At 47.3% G+C, this 17,759-nt stretch carries 21 protein-coding genes and 1 pseudogene; 12 read left to right on the top strand and 10 right to left on the bottom strand.

All coding sequences use genetic code 11. From position 1 onward, the window contains the following. Positions 1-642: 642 nt before the first annotated feature. Genes murA through mlaF form a run of 7 tightly spaced genes read right to left on the bottom strand, consistent with a single transcriptional unit; the run spans position 643 to position 5,266 of the window. Positions 643-1,902: a UDP-N-acetylglucosamine 1-carboxyvinyltransferase gene (gene murA / locus M0413_RS15670; RefSeq protein WP_037422055.1), complete on the bottom strand. Its 1,260-nt coding sequence runs from the start codon at positions 1,900-1,902 to the stop codon at positions 643-645. 12 nt (positions 1,903-1,914) lie between these two features. After that, positions 1,915-2,166 (bottom strand): BolA family protein, encoded by a 252-nt coding sequence (locus tag M0413_RS15665; protein ID WP_011621481.1) that lies wholly within the window; start codon positions 2,164-2,166, stop codon positions 1,915-1,917. A gap of 16 nt (positions 2,167-2,182) precedes the next feature. Next, a complete protein-coding gene (locus M0413_RS15660; protein ID WP_037422051.1) occupies positions 2,183-2,467 on the bottom strand; it encodes an STAS domain-containing protein in 285 nt (94 codons plus the stop codon). Positions 2,468-2,472: 5 nt separating this feature from the next. Beyond that, entirely contained in the window at positions 2,473-3,126 is a 654-nt protein-coding gene (locus tag M0413_RS15655; protein ID WP_037427135.1) for an MlaC/ttg2D family ABC transporter substrate-binding protein, read from the bottom strand. 11 nt (positions 3,127-3,137) lie between these two features. After that, positions 3,138-3,611, bottom strand: coding sequence for an outer membrane lipid asymmetry maintenance protein MlaD (gene mlaD, locus M0413_RS15650; RefSeq protein WP_037427133.1), 474 nt, complete (start codon positions 3,609-3,611; stop codon positions 3,138-3,140). Between the two features lie 54 nt (positions 3,612-3,665). After that, complete coding sequence (gene mlaE, locus M0413_RS15645) at positions 3,666-4,451, bottom strand: lipid asymmetry maintenance ABC transporter permease subunit MlaE (RefSeq protein ID WP_037427131.1); 786 nt, start codon at positions 4,449-4,451, stop codon at positions 3,666-3,668. Further along, positions 4,448-5,266: a phospholipid ABC transporter ATP-binding protein MlaF gene (mlaF, locus tag M0413_RS15640; RefSeq protein ID WP_037427130.1), complete on the bottom strand. Its 819-nt coding sequence runs from the start codon at positions 5,264-5,266 to the stop codon at positions 4,448-4,450. The genes mlaE and mlaF overlap by 4 nt, the downstream gene beginning before the upstream one ends. A 569-nt stretch (positions 5,267-5,835) precedes the next feature. Between mlaF and M0413_RS15635 the strand changes: the two genes are divergently transcribed. The 11 genes from M0413_RS15635 to mgtE all read left to right on the top strand — a co-directional run bounded on the left by M0413_RS15635 (position 5,836) and on the right by mgtE (position 14,198). After that, positions 5,836-6,813, top strand: a complete 978-nt coding sequence (locus M0413_RS15635; protein WP_037422034.1) for a KpsF/GutQ family sugar-phosphate isomerase — start codon at positions 5,836-5,838, stop codon at positions 6,811-6,813. Beyond that, positions 6,813-7,364 (top strand): 3-deoxy-manno-octulosonate-8-phosphatase KdsC, encoded by a 552-nt coding sequence (gene kdsC / locus M0413_RS15630; RefSeq protein WP_037422031.1) that lies wholly within the window; start codon positions 6,813-6,815, stop codon positions 7,362-7,364. The genes M0413_RS15635 and kdsC overlap by 1 nt, the downstream gene beginning before the upstream one ends. Continuing rightward, on the top strand, positions 7,361-7,921 hold the full coding sequence (gene lptC, locus M0413_RS15625) for an LPS export ABC transporter periplasmic protein LptC (RefSeq protein WP_037431327.1): 561 nt from the start codon (positions 7,361-7,363) through the stop codon (positions 7,919-7,921). The genes kdsC and lptC overlap by 4 nt, the downstream gene beginning before the upstream one ends. After that, a complete protein-coding gene (gene lptA / locus M0413_RS15620; RefSeq protein WP_037422024.1) occupies positions 7,908-8,459 on the top strand; it encodes a lipopolysaccharide transport periplasmic protein LptA in 552 nt (183 codons plus the stop codon). Before lptC ends, lptA begins: the two co-directional genes overlap by 14 nt. Further along, positions 8,456-9,187: an LPS export ABC transporter ATP-binding protein gene (gene lptB / locus M0413_RS15615; protein ID WP_037422019.1), complete on the top strand. Its 732-nt coding sequence runs from the start codon at positions 8,456-8,458 to the stop codon at positions 9,185-9,187. Before lptA ends, lptB begins: the two co-directional genes overlap by 4 nt. 106 nt (positions 9,188-9,293) lie before the next feature. Beyond that, the gene (locus tag M0413_RS15610) at positions 9,294-10,769 is read left to right on the top strand and encodes an RNA polymerase factor sigma-54 (protein WP_037431329.1); all 1,476 of its coding nucleotides are present in this window, start codon (positions 9,294-9,296) and stop codon (positions 10,767-10,769) included. Positions 10,770-10,797: 28 nt separating this feature from the next. Continuing rightward, positions 10,798-11,085: a ribosome hibernation promoting factor gene (gene hpf / locus M0413_RS15605; RefSeq protein ID WP_007650503.1), complete on the top strand. Its 288-nt coding sequence runs from the start codon at positions 10,798-10,800 to the stop codon at positions 11,083-11,085. 2 nt (positions 11,086-11,087) lie between these two features. After that, positions 11,088-11,531, top strand: coding sequence for a PTS IIA-like nitrogen regulatory protein PtsN (gene ptsN, locus M0413_RS15600; protein WP_037422014.1), 444 nt, complete (start codon positions 11,088-11,090; stop codon positions 11,529-11,531). Then, positions 11,528-12,382 carry an RNase adapter RapZ gene (gene rapZ / locus M0413_RS15595; protein ID WP_037422011.1) on the top strand — a complete coding sequence of 285 codons (855 nt, stop codon included), beginning with the start codon at positions 11,528-11,530 and terminating at the stop codon, positions 12,380-12,382. Before ptsN ends, rapZ begins: the two co-directional genes overlap by 4 nt. After that, positions 12,369-12,644, top strand: a complete 276-nt coding sequence (locus M0413_RS15590; protein WP_011627201.1) for an HPr family phosphocarrier protein — start codon at positions 12,369-12,371, stop codon at positions 12,642-12,644. The genes rapZ and M0413_RS15590 overlap by 14 nt, the downstream gene beginning before the upstream one ends. A 189-nt stretch (positions 12,645-12,833) precedes the next feature. Further along, positions 12,834-14,198 (top strand): magnesium transporter, encoded by a 1,365-nt coding sequence (gene mgtE, locus M0413_RS15585; RefSeq protein ID WP_037431332.1) that lies wholly within the window; start codon positions 12,834-12,836, stop codon positions 14,196-14,198. 76 nt (positions 14,199-14,274) lie between these two features. Here the strand turns inward: mgtE and M0413_RS15580 are convergent, their stop codons facing one another. After that, a complete protein-coding gene (locus tag M0413_RS15580) occupies positions 14,275-15,102 on the bottom strand; it encodes a molybdate ABC transporter substrate-binding protein (RefSeq protein WP_099456981.1) in 828 nt (275 codons plus the stop codon). A 217-nt stretch (positions 15,103-15,319) separates the two neighbouring features. Beyond that, complete coding sequence (locus tag M0413_RS15575) at positions 15,320-16,012, bottom strand: YiaD family glycine zipper/OmpA-like lipoprotein (RefSeq protein WP_037430137.1); 693 nt, start codon at positions 16,010-16,012, stop codon at positions 15,320-15,322. 656 nt (positions 16,013-16,668) lie between these two features. Between M0413_RS15575 and M0413_RS15570 the strand changes: the two genes are divergently transcribed. Then, complete coding sequence (locus M0413_RS15570; protein WP_037421997.1) at positions 16,669-16,899, top strand: transposase; 231 nt, start codon at positions 16,669-16,671, stop codon at positions 16,897-16,899. A gap of 712 nt (positions 16,900-17,611) precedes the next feature. Here the strand turns inward: M0413_RS15570 and M0413_RS15565 are convergent. Beyond that, a pseudogene (locus tag M0413_RS15565) lies at positions 17,612-17,759 on the bottom strand (IS4 family transposase); the annotation flags it as partial.

Genomic DNA, 17,759 nt, shown 5'->3' with positions numbered 1-17,759 from the left:
GCTCCTAATTTTCCGGTGTTGGCGGCTTTATGCATTTTGAGGTAATCACATAGTGATTCGGGCAATTAAAAGTCAGTTAAACTTACAACCTCAGTTCTACGCTGAATCAGCGAGAGTTGGCGGTTTCGGTTGCATACTTGGTGGAGTACTAGCGTTTTACCTTTTCCAATATATTTCATCGTTCTTTGGTATAGCCACTGATGTCCCTATCCGGCAATATGATCAAACGATAGTTGTTTTTATGTTCGCAAGCTGCCTCTTAACGCTTATTCTCTGTTTGTACATATTTTGTGTTTTATCGGCTTTCATTTACTACGGAATTAAGTACCAAAATGGACTCATTAGTAAAGACGAGTTTATAAATATCTCTTTTAAAGGTGTTTACCCAAAGCGCTGGCAGAAAGGCTATTGAAAAATGCATAACAAACGCCATCAAAACGCCGCTTTGCGGCTCGACTCGCAACAAATTGCTTGCGTTTGTGGCGGGCGTTATCTCCATAGATATTTTTATCTAAAACAGACTCGTTAGAGTTAAGGTTTTAACTCGAAAATGTCCCTTTCCTTTTTAGCTAAACAAATTATGCGCAATAAAAAACCAGCACTTGGCTGGTTTTTTTATTGGGAGCGAATCCTACGCAAATGTTATTGCACACGCTCTACATGCGCGCCCAACCCTTGGAACTTCTGCTCGATATGCTCATAGCCGCGATCTAAGTGATAGATGCGATCGACAATGGTTTTACCATCGGCGACTAAGCCTGCAATCACCAAGCTTGCCGACGCACGTAAATCCGTCGCCATTACCTGTGCACCACTCAAAGACTCAATGCCTTGGATAATGCAGGTATTGCCTTCAAGCTCCATGGTCGCGCCCATACGGATAAGTTCTGGCACGTGCATAAAGCGGTTTTCGAAGATGGTTTCGGTAATGGTCGCAGTGCCCTGGGCTAAAACGTTGAGCACGCAGAACTGTGCCTGCATATCGGTTGGGAAACCAGGATATGGTGCCGTCTTGATATTTACCGCTTTTGGACGCTTGCCTTCCATATCGAGCTCAATCCAATCTTCACCTGTAGTGATCTTGGCACCCGCATCTTCGAGTTTCGCGATAACAGACTCTAACGAAGCTGGGTCTGCCTTTAAGCAACGGATACGACCACGGGTCACAGCGGCGGCAACAAGGAATGAACCGGTTTCAATACGATCCGGCATCACTCGGTACTCACAGCCCTGTAGACGTTCAACGCCTTGAATACGCAGTGTGGCACTGCCGACACCGGTGATCTTCGCGCCCATAGCAATCAAACAGTTAGCTAAGTCGATCACTTCTGGTTCACGGGCCGCGTTTTCAATCACGGTTTCGCCATCGGCAAGTGCCGCGGCCATCAATAGGTTTTCGGTCGCGCCTACGCTCACCATGTCCATAAAAATATGGGCGCCCTTTAAGCGACCATCGACACGGGCCTTGATATAACCTTCTTTCACTTCAATCTTAGCGCCCATCATTTCGAGGCCATGTAAGTGAAGGTTTACTGGACGGGCGCCAATGGCGCAGCCACCGGGTAATGACACGTCTGCGGTGCCATAGCGGGCTAATAACGGGCCAAGGATCAGAATCGAGGCACGCATGGTCTTAACGAGATCGTAAGGTGCGCAGAACTCATTAAGATTCTTGGTCGAAATACGGATTTGACCATTGCCTAATTCATCCACATCGGCGCCTAGGCAGCGCAGCAATTTACAGCTGGTGCTCACATCGCGCAAATTGGGGACATTCGACACAATAAAATCAGTTTCGGCTAACACGCCTGCCATTAGAATCGGCAGCGCAGCGTTTTTGGCACCGGAAATAATCACATCACCAGCAAGCGGAGGGCTTGCTTGAATCGCTAATTTATCCACTTTTCCTCACTACTAGCTGTTGAAAATTTTCTCGCGTTTCCATTGAGTCGGCGTGAAAGTTTTAATCGTTAATGCATGTAACTCACCGCTGGCGATATAACTCATCAGGGGTGCATAAATGGCTTGTTGTTGTTTTACACGGCTCATGCCGTCAAAACATTCACCGACGGCGATCACTTTGTAGTGGCTGCCATCGGAGCTGGCGTGCACTTCATCGAGTGCTAACGCGTCACGTAAAATCTGTTCTATTAAGCTGCATTCCATGAAATTCGGTACCTTTTCAATTCGCTTCTTCGGTGAAGAAGGATTGTAAATCATATAAATCGATTAATTTTTTTAACTGCTCCGATGCCGAGCACAGCTTCAGTGGCGTGCCATGCTGGCGCACTAACGCCAGCAAAAATGCCACACCAGCACTGTCGCTGTACTCCAGTTCGGCGAGCGACAACATTTGGGTATCTTGGCTTAACAGGCTTTGCCTTTGCGGCCATAGCACGACCACTTGCTCCTGTGATAAACGCCCTTTTAGGTGGCAAATGTTACCCTGTTGCACAAATTCAACCACGGCGCTTACTTCCCTGCTTTAGGCTTTTTAGTCACTTTGTCTTTGGTGCGCTCTTCCAGCATCTTAATCACTGAATCAATCCCCTGTTGGCGGATAAGGTTCGAGATTTCAGATTGCTTAGAGGACAGCAAACTCACGCCTTCAGCGACTAGGTCAAACGCCTTCCAAGAGTCATCCTTGAGGCGACGAACTTTAAACAACAGCTTTATCGGCGGACGACCCGCTTCGATAATCTGTACGTTTACATCGACAATCTTCTCATTGCTGAAATCACTACCAGGCGAAAACTCCACTTTTTGGTTAGTGTATTCGGTAAAAGCTTGGGCATAGGTTGAAACTAAGTAGCCTTCAAAAGCATCGACGAAACGATTGCGCTGATCTTCAGTCGACTCTTTTAAATACTGACCTAACACTTTGTAAGAGGCGTATTTATAGTCGATGTAAGGCATTAATTCTTCACGCACAATCACCTTAAGATGATCCGCATCGGCGTCAATCAACGCCTTGTCTTTGTGGAACCGATCGAAGGTTTTGTTGGCAACAGATTTCACCATGGCATAAGGATCCATAGTGTTAACCTGAGCGTCATCCGCCAGTGCGGTCGTTGCGGTAAACATCCATACTAACGGCAGTAATAAGCGCGATAAGCGTTTAAACATAGCGGTAACCCCTATTTATCCTTTGAACCCATACTATATAAGAACTGACCAATCAGATCTTCTAACACTAATGCTGAGCGAGTATCGTCAATTTTGTCGCCATCCTTAAGCATACTCACGTCATCATCGACAAAGCCCGGTGTTAATCCGAGGAACTGCTCACCGAGCAAACCTGAAGTTAAAATAGCTAAGCTACTGGTTTCAGGAAATTTATCGAAACGCTTGTCCATCACAATCGTCACCACAGCCACCAGTTTGACTGGGTCTAAATCAATCTTACTCACGCGGCCAACCACGACGCCGCCAACCTTGACCGGAGAGCGAACCTTCAAGCCACCGATATTGGTGAAGTTGGCGGTGAGGGTATAGCTACTGTCGCTGGTCTGCACTTCGATATTGGCGACTTTAAACACCAACACCAAAAAGGCCGCTAAGCCCGTTAAGAGAAACACACCCACTAATAATTCAATTTTTCGTGTCAACATGCTCAGTTACCACTCTGTTAATCCGTCGATCTGTATCCTTGGCGCTGCAATCCGTTAGCGGCCAAACATCAGGGCTGTTAGTAAAAAGTCCAATGCCAGTACGGCGAGGCTCGATTGCACCACAGTTGAAGTAGTTGCACGGCTGATCCCTTCTGGATTCGGCACCACTTGATAGCCGCGGTATAAGGCAATCCAAGTCACCACCACGGCAAATACGCCACTCTTAATCAGGCAGTTAACTATGTCTTGGCGCCATTCTACCGAGGCTTGCAGAATCGACCAGAAGGCACCACCATCGATCCCCTTCCATTCCACGCCCACTAAATGGCCGCCATAAATACCTACCGCAGTAAACATCAGCGCCAACAACGGCATGCTTATTACACCCGCCCAAAAGCGTGGCGCAATGATTTGCCGCAGTGGGTCAATCGCCATCATCTCTAAGCTGGATAACTGCTCGGTACTCTTCATCAGACCGATTTCGGCGGTGAGTGCCGAACCTGCGCGGCCAGCAAATAACAAGGCTGTAACCACGGGGCCAAGTTCACGCAGTAAACTTAAGGCCACCATCGGGCCTAAGCTCTCCTCAGTACCGAAACCGACTAAGATGTTGTAGCCCTGCAGCGCCAACACCATGCCGATAAACAGGCCGGAGACCACAATAATGACCATAGATTGTACGCCGACCACATAGATTTGGCGCACTAATAATGGAAAACCTTTACGCACCCGAGGCCAACGAACAATCGCGCCCCACAGCATCAGGCCTGCACGGCCAAAACCGAGCACTAACTCGATAGCGCTGCGGCCAAGGTCGGCAATACTATCTAATAACTTCACTTGCCAACTCCTTTTGCCAATAATTCTTGCTGGTAATCCTTTGCCGGATAATGGAACGGCACAGGGCCATCTGGCGCACCTTGAATAAACTGCTTGAGCTGCGGATTATCCGCATGCTTTAACTCTTCAGGCGTGCCATGGGCAATAACTTTTTTATCTGCAACCACATACACATAATCTGCAATCCCGAGCACTTCATCCACATCGTGGGACACCACAACCGAGGTTAAATTAAGTGCATCGGAAAGTTCGCGGATAAGCTTAACCAGCACGCCCATAGAAATAGGGTCTTGTCCGGCAAAGGGTTCATCGTACATGACCATTTCTGGCTCAAGGGCTATCGCCCGAGCTAAGGCAGCGCGGCGCTGCATCCCACCGGATAACTCGCTGGGCATCATTTGCGCGGCGCCCCGCAGCCCAACGGCCTCAAGTTTCATCAGCACGATAGTCCGAATAATCTCTTCGGGCAGGCCTGAATGTTCACGTAGCGCAAAGGCAACGTTATCAAAGACGTTGATATCGGTGAATAATGCGCCACTTTGAAACAACATACTCATGCGCTTGCGCAGTTCGAATAATTCGCTACGGCTCGCCGCATGCACATCCTGTCCATCGAACAACACTTGGCCGCTATCGGGCGTTAATTGGCCGCCGATAAGCTTGAGCAAGGTGGTCTTACCTATGCCACTCGGTCCCATAATCGCGGTGACTTTGCCCCTAGGGATAGACAGGCTAATATCTTCATATATGACACGCTGGCCACGGCGAAAGCCCAAATGACGGATCTCAACCAACGGCGTTTGTTCTTGAGTCATGCTTGATTCCGATATTTGAAAAGAGGTGGCCTACGCTTCCTGCCCAGACCAATCGAAGAGCCGCAAATTGTACGTAATTGCGCTTTAACCTACAACAGAATCGACACTATCGTCCTGCGATACTTTCAATTTGCCTCATTTCCAGCGAGAATGCGCCCTAAGTTTTCGCTCTGTGAAGCTAAAGTGTTACTTAATGTTTTCACCTGTGTTGATAAATTAGCAAAATGGTTTTGTAAACGGTCAAGACATAAGCTAATTGATACAAAGATAATGTGAGTACAACTTAACTTAAAAACGCTATTGAGTTCTGCAATTAAGCATCAAACTGGCCATCATAGTTACCTTACTCACTGCGGGTGGCAAAAGGGAAATACCAAAGACGATGATATTGCTCAAGGCATTCAATGGCTAAACGATATATTCTGCCCTAATGCCTAGGCGCAGAGCTTAAACAATAGCATGCGACTCAAAGTAACAAGCCGTTAATTTTATCATCTTTATCGCGTACCAAATTGTGCTATTCCAATCCCAGACGGGGCGACAAAGACAATGCAAGAAGAGAGATAGACATGGTAGACCAATCACAATTGCGCCAGTGGGGCTGTAAAGTCATCGATATTGAAAAATCGGCCCTCGACAATCTTTATCAATATGTCGATTCCGTTGAATTCGCCCAAGCCTGCGAGTTAATCCTCAACTGCACCGGCAAAGTCATCGTGATGGGGATGGGGAAATCTGGCCATATTGGTAATAAAATCTCTGCTACCCTCGCCAGCACTGGCACCCCAGCCTTCTTTGTGCATCCTGGCGAAGCCAGCCATGGCGACTTAGGCGTACTCTCTGATAATGATATTATCCTCGCCATTTCAAACTCGGGTGAATCGAGCGAAATCCTTGCGCTGATGCCCGTTATCCAACGTAAAGCCATTCCCGTGATTGCCATGACGGGCAAACCTGAGTCCACGATGGCACGTTTGGCCAAAATTCATTTATGTATTGAAGTGCCTGAAGAAGCCTGTCCGCTCGGGCTTGCGCCAACCTCGAGCACCACCGCAACCTTAGTGATGGGTGATGCGATGGCCATTGCGCTGCTGCAAGCCAAAGGCTTTACTCGGGAAGACTTTGCAATGTCTCACCCAGGCGGTGCCCTAGGACGTAAGCTGCTGCTTAAAGTCAGCAACGTGATGCACAGTGGCGATGATTTACCACTGGTTAAACACGATATTTGCATCACCGATGCCCTGTATGAAATCTCCAAGAAGGGCCTAGGCATGACGGCGGTGATCGATGAACAAAACAAACTCGTGGGTATTTTTACCGACGGCGACCTACGCCGCGTTATCGATGCCCAAGTCAACCTACGCACCACGCCTATCGCCGATGTGATGACGCGAAACTGTGTCACAATTACTGAAAACGTCTTGGCAGCGCAGGCGCTGCAAGTGATGGATTCCAAAAATATCAACGGCCTGATAGTGATAGATAAAGACAATCATCCTGTCGGTGCGCTCAATATGCTCGATATGGTTAAAGCGGGAGTCATTTAATGCCACAGCAAGGATTTTACGGCCCGATCAGCGATGATGTGTGGCAAAGAGCGCAAAAAATTAAACTGCTGATCTGCGATGTGGATGGGGTATTTTCTGACGGCCGCATTTATTTAAGCAACTCGGGTGAAGAGCTCAAAGCCTTCCATACCCGCGATGGTTATGGCGTGCGCTCTTTATTGACCAGTGGCTTTAATCTGGCCGTGATAACAGGCCGCCAGTCTAAAATTGTTGAAAACCGCATGACGGCCCTCGGTGTAACCCATATTTATCAAGGTGTGGATAATAAATTTGTCCCCTATGAAGAACTGCTGTCGCTCTACAATGTCACACCAGAAGAAGTTGCCTATATCGGTGATGATATTGTCGACCTGCCAGTGATGAATGTCGTCGGTCTTGCCGTCTGTGTCGCCGATGGACATCCCTATGTGCGCCAACACGCCCATTTTGTGACCCAGTTAAATGGTGGTCATGGTGCGCTCAGAGAGCTGACAGATCTGTTACTTCTGAGTCAAAACAAATTTACCTCAGCCCATGGGATGAGCATATGAGTCGTGTGACCCTCGCCATTATTGCTTTTTTTGGTACTGCACTCGTGCTGTATTGGCAGGTCCAACAAAAACGCGGTGGCGATACCGATAGCAGCCTGAATGATACAGACAGACCCGACTACATTATCGAAGATCTGCGCAGCATCGAGTTTAACGAGCAAGGACAAGTCAATAGTCGCGTCACGGCAAAGCACATGGAACACTATGAGCTTAAAAACCAAACCGACTTTATTCAGCCTGTCTATCTTGTGTATCCCGACCAAGGTAAAGCAAAATGGCAGATCAGAGCCGATCAAGGTCGACTCAACAAAGATACTGGCAAGGTTGTATTAGAAAATAATGTTATTATCGATGCCATCAGCCCTGGTGAACCGATACAAACCTTGTCCACCAGTTTTTTAGAACTCGATCTCAACACAATGATAATGACCTCTGACCGCATCATTTACGTCACAGGGAAAGATTTTAATATTCAAGGGCAAGGCCTTTATGCCGACCTTAACGCGCAGGAAGTGCAATTGACCAGTCAGGTAGTAGGAACCTATGAAGCAAAATAACATATTACTTGCCAGCCTAATGCTAATGATAAGCATGAATGCCTTCGCCAAGATCGGTGACTTACAGCAAGAAGTGAAAATTAAAGCCGTCAGTCAAACTGCGGACATTAAAAACAATCAGATCATTTTCTTCGGTCCCGTTGAAGTTGTTCAAGGCTCAATTAAAATCCATGCGGATCAACTCCGTGCATTTTCTGTCGAAGGCGAAAATAGTAAAGTCTTACTGGCTACAGGAAATCCAGCAACCTACAGCCAAATCCTTGATGATGGCCGCCCTGCATCTGCTAGCGCCAAAGAGATTCGCTATGAAATGGCCACTCGGACGTTGACCCTAACTGGTACAGCGACCCTAGACCAAGCGGGTAGTCAAGTTACAGGCAATTTAATTCGTTACGATATTATTCAGCAAAAACTGATCGCCGAAAGTAGCGGCAATGGTGATGATCGCGTAATTACCATTATTCAACCTGATAATTATCAGGAAGAACTCAAAAATACACCAACAGATAAACCTGTGAAAAAACAGGATTCTAAATGACCCAAATCACCTTAAAAGCACAGAATCTCGCCAAGAGTTATAAAAGCCGCCAGGTTGTCAAAGATGTCAGCCTGACAGTAAAAACGGGTCAAGTCGTCGGTCTACTCGGCCCTAACGGTGCGGGTAAAACCACCACCTTTTACATGGTCGTGGGCTTAGTTAAAAGCGATAAAGGCCATATCTTTATCGACGATGATGATTTAACCGCCGATCCTATGCATCTGCGTGCCCGCAAAGGTATTGGTTACCTACCACAGGAAGCGAGTATCTTTCGTAAATTAACCGTACACGACAACATCATGGCGGTACTGCAAACCCGTAAAGAGCTCAATAGTGACCAGCGCGAAGAAGCACTAGAGCAACTGCTAGAAGAGTTCCATATCACCCATATTCGTGACAGCCAAGGCATGTCCTTATCGGGCGGTGAACGTCGCCGCGTCGAAATTGCCCGCGCCTTAGCGGCCAACCCCAAGTTTATTCTGCTTGATGAGCCCTTTGCGGGCGTTGATCCGATCTCCGTTATCGATATCAAGAAAATTATCGAGCAGCTTAAGAGCCGAGGCCTTGGAGTACTTATCACAGACCACAATGTGCGCGAGACCTTAGACGTCTGTGAACATGCTTACATTGTGAGTCACGGTAATCTTATTGCCGAGGGCACACCCGCAGAGATCTTAGACAATCAGCAAGTTAGGGCTGTGTACTTAGGTGAACAATTCAGGCTATAGTTACTAAAACAAAGCTAATAAGCCTTGAATTTGAGAGCGCTAGGCTCCATCCATATGATATCAAGCGACCTAAACTCACAATAATAACCTAGGGATCAGCGGTAACATGAAAGCGTCACTCCAGCTCAAACTGGGTCAACAGTTAACCATGACGCCACAACTTCAGCAGGCCATTCGCCTGCTGCAACTGTCGTCATTGGAACTGCAACAAGAAATCCAGCAAGCCTTAGACTCTAATCCTCTTCTCGAGCTGGAAGAGGAGCAATTTGACGCGCCTAGCGAACGTAAGCAAGATATCGCCGATACCGACTTTAGCGAAACGACTGCCCAGCCACAGGAACAAGATAATTCCACCGTGGACATTGCCGAGTCGCTGACCAAAGAATCTCTGCCCGAAGAGTTACCCATGGATACCACTTGGGATGAAGTATTTACCGCATCGCCAAACTCAGGTTCTGGCGCCAGCCGTGAAGATGACATGCCCTTCCAAGGGGAAACTAGCGAGGGGTTGTACGAACATTTAGAATGGCAAAAAAACCTCACACCCTTCTCTGAAACCGATTTAGCCATTGCCACCGCGATTATTGATGCCATTGACGATCAAGGTTATCTCACTCAAAGCACTGAAGATATCCTCGAAGCCATGGGCAATCCCGAGATTGAACTCGACGAAGTTGAAGCCGTGCTCAAGCGTATTCAACATTTCGACCCCGTTGGTGTCGCGGCAAGGGATTTAAGCGAATGTTTACTGATCCAGCTATCTCATTTTTCGCCTGATACCCCTCACATCGAAAACGCCCGCATGCTGATCAAAGATCATTTAGATCTGATCGCCGCTCGCGACTTTAGGCTGTTAATGCGTAAGACCAAACTGAAAGAGGACGAGTTAAGGGACAGTATTGCGCTGATCCAAACCTTGAATCCTCGCCCCGGTTTACTCATCACCCCTGTCGATGAAGAATATGTGATCCCCGATGTATCGGTGTCGAAGAAAAACGGCCGTTGGGTGGTCGAATTAAACCCTGACTGCATGCCAAAAATCAACGTAAATCAGCAATATGCAGCAATGGCCCGAAGTTCAAAAAATCAAGCTGATAGCCAATTTATTCGTGGCCATCTGCAAGAGGCTAAATGGTTTATCAAAAGCCTTGAAAGCCGCAACGAAACACTGCTCAAGGTAGCAAACTGCATAGTGCAATACCAACAGGGTTTCTTCGAATATGGTGAAGAAGCCATGAAACCTATGGTCCTAAACGATATCGCCGAGGCGGTAGAGATGCATGAGTCCACCATTTCACGGGTGACCACACAAAAATACATGCATACCCCAAAAGGACTTTTTGAACTAAAATATTTCTTCTCAAGCCACGTCGGGACGGATGATGGCGGTGAGTGCTCATCCACAGCAATCAGAGCTTTCATTAAGAAACTGGTTGCAGCGGAAAACCAGAAAAAACCATTAAGCGACAGCAAGATGGCTCAACTTCTGGCAGAACAGGGAATTAACGTTGCGCGCAGAACCATTGCGAAGTACCGAGAAGCGATGCTTATTCCCCCTTCCAATCAGCGTAAAAGTTTATAGCCTATTGTGAGTATCGGAGGACGTTTCTATGCAAATAAACCTAAGTGGACACCATATCGAGATTACTGAATCGTTACGGGCATATGTTGAGGAAAAGTTTTCAAAACTTGAACGTCATTTCGAACAGATCAATAATGTGCACGTTGTGCTCAATGTTGAGAAAATGCAACAGATTGCCGAAGCGAGAATCAACCTCACCGGTGGTGAAGTCTTCGCGACTTCAGAGCATGCAGATATGTATGCTGCCATAGACGTCCTGATTGATAAACTTGATCGTCAGGTTATTAAACACAAAGAGAAGTTAACAAAACACTAGCAATGGAACTTCGTACCATACTGCGGCCGGAGTGCACAACCTGCGCCACTCCGGGCAGTAAGAAAAAGGTACTGGAACTCATCAGCGACTTAGCCGCTGCCCAGTACCCCACCCTCTCATCTCAAGAGATCTTCGAAAGCCTCGTGGCGCGCGAAAAGATGGGTAGCACAGGTATAGGTAACGGTATCGCCATTCCACATGGTCGATTAACCGATATAACACAACCCATAGCGATATTGATAAAATGTGAGGAGCCGATAGCCTTTGATGCTATCGATAAACAACCCGTCGATATTTTATTTGCACTACTCGTGCCTGCCGACCAATGTCAGCAGCACCTAAGTACCTTGTCATGCATGGCTGAAAAGCTCAGTGACAAGCAAATATTAAAACAATTGCGCAAGACGCATGATGAAACGGAACTCTATCAGGTAATCATTGGATGAAACTGGTCATAGTGTCAGGGCGTTCAGGCTCAGGCAAATCGGTCGCACTTAGAGTGCTTGAAGATCTCGGCTACTATTGTGTCGATAATTTGCCTTTGCCTTTGATTGGCAGTTTGCTTGAACAGCTCAAAGGCAGTAACGATCTCGTTGCTATCAGTGTTGACGTGCGCAATTTACCAGAGCAAGACAAAGTGCTGGTTAAACAGCTTGCCAGCCTGCCTACGGGCACTGAACTCACCAGCTTCTTCTTAAACTCCAGCGATAAAGTGCTGCTAAAACGCTATAGCGAAACGCGGCGCTTACATCCCTTATCTAAGAGCCGAGTGTCACTGCAAGAAGCCATCAAACTTGAAGGCAAATTGCTGGAGCCGCTGTCACAGCAGATGGATCACTATATAGATACCTCGAATCTGAATATCTATGAACTCAGCGACCAAGTGCGGCAAATACTCCTTGGCAGTGTCGATAAGGAACTGGTGATCAACTTCGAGTCTTTCGGTTTTAAGCATGGTATGCCGACCGAAGCTGACTTTATGTTTGATGTGCGCTTTTTGCCAAATCCCCATTGGGAACCGGAGCTTAGACCTCTCACCGGTTTAGATGAACCCGTAGCGGAGTTTTTAAATCGCCAGCCACTGGTGAATAAGTTCATCTGGCAAATCGAGAATTTGCTCGAAACCTGGTTGCCGCATTTAGAGCGCAATAATCGTAGCTATCTGACGATTGCGATTGGTTGCACAGGTGGCCAACACCGCTCAGTCTATGTAGCCGAGCAACTAGCTAAACGTTTTAGTAATGGCAAACATAAAGTCAATGCGCGCCATCGAGAGTTGAGCCATGCCAAAACTTGAGCGCCAAGTCACCATCTGCAATAAACTCGGCTTACATGCCCGTGCCGCCACAAAGCTCGTGGTATTGGCCTCTGAGTTTGATGCCAGCATTACGCTGATCCAAGGTGAAAAACAGGCCTCTGCCGCCAGTGTATTGGGTCTACTCATGCTCGAGACGGGCATGGGTAAAACCATCACCCTCATCGCCGAAGGCCCGGATGCCGAGCCTGCACTTAATGCCATTTGTGCCCTTATCGACGCTAAGTTTGACGAAGCCTGCTGATGGTATCATCTCGATGATCCCTGCCGGTATTCAGTATCCTGTTTGGTTTTGATTTCAGCACCTTATACCAGTAAAACACATTTGTGACTCGACGCCCTCCCGTGCGCTAAATTACAATGTACTGCTGCGCTTTGGCTTAAGTCCTCAATAGCTAAACGCCAACCCATCCACCGCCGCCATGGAGGAAACATGCCTGTAGAAGCCTCAGACAGTTTACAAGCCGAACACCGCCTCGACCAACTGAGTCAAGCCCTCAACAGTGGTATGTTTGTGCATGTCAGGCAAATGCTACAAAATATGGCGCCGTCAGATATCGCATTGATTTTAGAATCGTCACCTCCCAAAGCTCGGCAAGTGTTATGGCAACTCGTCGATCAAGATCAGCTCGGGGATATTCTCGATGAACTCAGCGAAGAGTTAAAAGACCCGCTGATCAGCACCATGAGTCCAGAGCGAGTCGCCAAGGCTACCGCCAGCATGGATACGGACGATCTGGCTTATATTCTGCGAAGCCTGCCAGATACTGTGTATAAACAAGTATTACAGTCGATGAGTCTGCAAAACCGCCAGCGAGTCGAGCAAGCGCTCTCTTATCCCGATGAGACCGCAGGCAGCTTAATGAACACCGACACAGTAACCTTAAGACCCGATGTCAATATCGATGTGGTACTGCGTTATTTGCGCCAACGGGGCAACCTGCCCGACACTACCGATACTTTATACGTGGTGGATAAACACGATCGCGTGCTTGGTGGGGTCAAACTTGCGGATCTGCTCACCTGCGATCCCAATACTCATATCAGCAGCATTATCGATACCGATATCGAGAGCATTCCCGTGGGCATGTCCGACAGTGAAGTGGCGCAACTGTTCGAGCGCCATGACTGGGTGTCAGCGCCCGTGGTCGATAGTGAGGGCAAGTTGCTCGGCCGGATCACCATCGATGACGTGGTGGATGTTATCCGTGAAGACGCCGAGCACTCTATGATGGGGATGGCGGGGATGGACGATGATGAAGACACCTTCGCCCCTGTACTCAAAAGTACCTTCCGCCGTTCGCTCTGGCTCACGATCAACCTATTTGCGGCTCTGCTGGCGGCCTCTGTCAGCAATATGTTTGAGGGCACTATTGAACAGTTTGCCACGATTGCGATTTTAATGACGATTGTACCGAGCATGGGCGGCGTCGCAGGGAACCAAACCTTGGCCCTAGTGATCCGCGGGATTGCCCTAGGCCATATTGGCCAAAGTAATGCCCGCTGGCTGATAGGCAAAGAGCTAGCTATTGGCTTTTTGAATGGCTTAATGTGGTCGATGTTAGTGTTTATCGCGGTATTAGTTTGGAAAGATGATATGGCGCTTGCCAGCCTGATTGGCGGTGCGATGCTCATCAATATGACAGTCGCAGGACTAGCAGGCGCCAGTATTCCGCTGATCTTAAAGCGCTTAAAAGTAGATCCGGCGTTGGCGGGCGGCATGGTGCTCACCACAGTCACCGATGTAATAGGTCTGTTTGCCTTTCTCGGATTAGCGACTTTATATTTAATGCACTAGCACTGGCCCAAGCCTTGCTAAAGCGAGCAACAAAAATGGCGCTATTTCGCGCCATTTTTAATGAGTCTATTAGACATTATTTTTTAGGCGGCTGAAAACCATAACTGCTCAAAATTGCCTGTCCCTCAGGGGATAAAATAAACTTGGCTAAAGGTGCGGCCGCACTATTGGCATCCTTTAACACCAATAGGCCATAGTCGGCGCCAATAGCTAACTCTGGCGGTAAATCGACAATCTTAAGGCTCGGCACTTCTTTTTGTGCCAGCACCGCATTGGTGCAATAGGTTAAGAACACATCCGCCTGCTTATTTTCCATCACCCAAGCATAGGGATTACGATCCTTGGGCGGTTTAGCACTCTCAGGCCCACCAGTTAGCTGCATGGCTTTGGTTTCTAATATAGTTTTCGCATTGGGTTTTAAAGCCTCGGCTTTCGCAAACACTGCCCAAGCGTAGTCGCCAGCGGGATCGGCTTTTGGCGTTGATGTACCAAGCTTAATTTGCGACGCGAGCAGGGTGTCTAATAAGTTCGCGCTAGTGAGTGGCACTTCCGCTTGAGCAATGGCGCAGAGCTGGTTACGGGCAAACATTTGCACCTGTAGACCCACTCCCGCATCGACTAAGGCCTGCGGGTGTTTCATATTCGCCGAGGCAAAAATATCAACTCGCTCCCCCTCTTGGATCCGCTTAAGCAATAAACCCGAAGGCGCATACTGCGCTGCCACATTAGCTTGGGATTTCGCTTGGTAAGCCGCAATAATATCGTTCATCGCCGCCTTTAAACTGCCCGCGGCTCTTAGTTCAATAGGGGCTGTCGCCTCAGTGTTCATTGGCGCACCTTGTACCATCCCTGCCATCACTGTAGTCCCTAAACTGAATGCCAGTACTAAGCCCTGTTTTGCCATAATTGCTCTCCTTTGGCTCTGCGAAATAGTTATCATAATTTAACTAACTACATACAAAACGGGAAAATACCGGCAGGATCAAGTCGAATACTCGCCTGATAAGCCCAAATAGAGATGATTGCGGACAAGATCACTCAAGATAGATAACGGAAGGACAATTTGTCCCTTAGGATAAAATAAAAAGTCGCCCGCAGGCGACTTTAACCTTGATGAATGATTATTGACCCGTTGGGGTCAACACTATCTCCACGCGACGGTTTTGCGCGCGTCCCTCGGCACTAGCATTGGATGCGATTGGACTCGATTCACCCATTCCCTTAGACTTTACGCGAGCGGAAGCCACGCCTTTACTCATCAAGTAGTTCCCTACTTCGCTGGCTCGTACCTGTGATAAACGTAAATTGTATGAATCTGAGCCGCTGCTGTCGGTATAACCCAACACGTTAAGTTGGGTCTTACTATACTCCTTCGCCACCAGCGCAACAGAGTTCAGTACCCGCTTAGCACCCTCACTCAGCTCGGTTTGATCCACACCAAAAGTCACTTCATTTGGCATATTAAGAATAATATTGTCACCACTGCGAGTTACGCTAACTCCCGTGGAAGCGAGTTGTTGGCGTAATTTGGTTTCTTGTACGTCCATGTAGTAGCCAATACCACCACCTAGGGCGGCGCCAGAGGCTGCACCAATTAAAGCTCCTTTACCGCGGTCACTCTTACTTGACGAGGCTACACCAACGGCAGCTCCAGCAACGGCACCAATTAGCGCCCCCGTAGTCGCTTTTGCCGTTTGTTGTTCGTTGGTATAGGGGTTGACAGTCGAACAGCCTGACGCAATCAAGGCGCTAGCCATAACCACAATAGCAAGCTTAGATGCTGGCAATGATTTAATCAGAGAAGGCTTCATCATTATGACCTCATAACATGATTGATGAGATTTGCCTTTGAAAGGCAAAGGGCGTGGTAAATCGCCAAAAACACCATAAAAAAATCGCAGTATATAAGCATTCTCTTTCGAGACAATCTTTAATCGTTTCTTTGCTCAGTTTATGAGTAATTTAATCGCAAAAAACACCAAACCAAAACATCTTTGGCTTATTCATGCAACATTTAGAGTAAAAGCACTGAAATAGTGCAAGCTGCACCGTTTCTGACATAACTTCTAAAGCCAATCGTTTGAAACATAAACCCAATAAATTGATTTTAAACATTAATTTATATATTAAAAAATTGGCACGGATTTTACATACTAATAAATAGGTAGAAGAGTAGAGACCCCAAGCGTAACTCACTCGATACCTAAGTAAGCTGTTTGACATCAATGGACGTTAATCTAAGTGCCCGTTGTGAGGCATGTTAATCGAAGCACAATCCCTAAGTGGATTGAGGAGGAAGAGATGAAACATCTGATGAAACTCATTAGTCATTGTCACCACGAATGGTTGTCCCTACGCCATATAGGACATAGTCAGTGGGATATAGAGCAGCGCCAATAATCATGAAGGAATACCCCCAAAGAACCCGTTAAAGCGCATACAGATAGCATAAAGTGAAAAGGGATAGGCCATGGGAATCGTCAATCATAATCTTAAACCTGACGTTATTTTTGAAGTAAAAGTCAAAGGCAGATTACTCTCTGATGTCGCACGACAGTATGGTCTTTCGGCTAAAGCGGTTTACCAGTGGGTAAGGGAAAGTGAGCAACAGCCGCAGCAACGTGAATGCGCCTTAATAAATGAAATTGCCCAGCTGCAGAAACGTATTAAGCAGCTAAACAGTGAATTACGCACGATATAGGTTGAGGTAACCTCGCCCAGTGCCCTTATAGACAAGGCCGGACCCCATTGCATATTGCCCTGTAGGTCTAACGCGATATGAAAGTTGTGCTAAAAACAATAATAACAGCGCCCTTTTACGTCCGGCCTTGTCATCCAATTAATTGGATTAGCAATAAATAACAGTTTAGACAGAGTCGGATGGGTATCTATTATCGCTCCCCAACGACCTAAGATATAAATCGTACAAAATAACAATAATAACTGTGCTGTTTACTGTCCGACTCTGTCAACTTAACACTCAAAGTGTTGCAAGAGAAAAAGAGGTAGGTTTTGACAAGGCTTTAGAGGGAGCTATCTCCCCCAAAGATCAAATATGTGAATTGTGCTCCCCCAAGTCATGAACATATTACCCTCTCGGGTCTTGTCCTTTTATTCACGGATCAATGACGATCCAGCGCTAGACTAGGATAGCGCGCCACGGATGGCTGTGTTATTGGGAAGGTTTCGGCAAGGCTCGAGGGAGTTGTCTCCCCCAAAGATTAATATGTCGATAGTGCTCTGTGGCCCATCAACATATTTCTCCCTTTGGTCTTGTCCTTTTATTGAGTGGTTCAATGGAAAGGAAGGGGCATAACGCCTGTGCCAAGGATGGCAATGCCACAGGCTTTAACACTCGCACCAGGCAATTAATTCCAATAAAAAAGACGCTCATAAGGCGTAATGCCGTTCACTTAAGAGTGAACGGCATTTTTCTTTGCTCTAACCGGGAACTTGTTTTTGCTCATTTTAAGGACTCGTGGATATGCCCTTTCCCGTTTACCATCCAGCTTAAATTGCCGTGCATTTCGTTCTATATCCAATACGTCTCTCGGGACATTC

Origin of the sequence: Shewanella sp. 8A (genome assembly GCF_023475945.1) — a bacterium.
GTDB classification, from domain to species: domain Bacteria; phylum Pseudomonadota; class Gammaproteobacteria; order Enterobacterales; family Shewanellaceae; genus Shewanella; species Shewanella xiamenensis.
The sequence above is the reverse complement of the archived record's forward strand: the minus strand, read 5'-3'. Positions and strand labels throughout refer to the sequence as shown.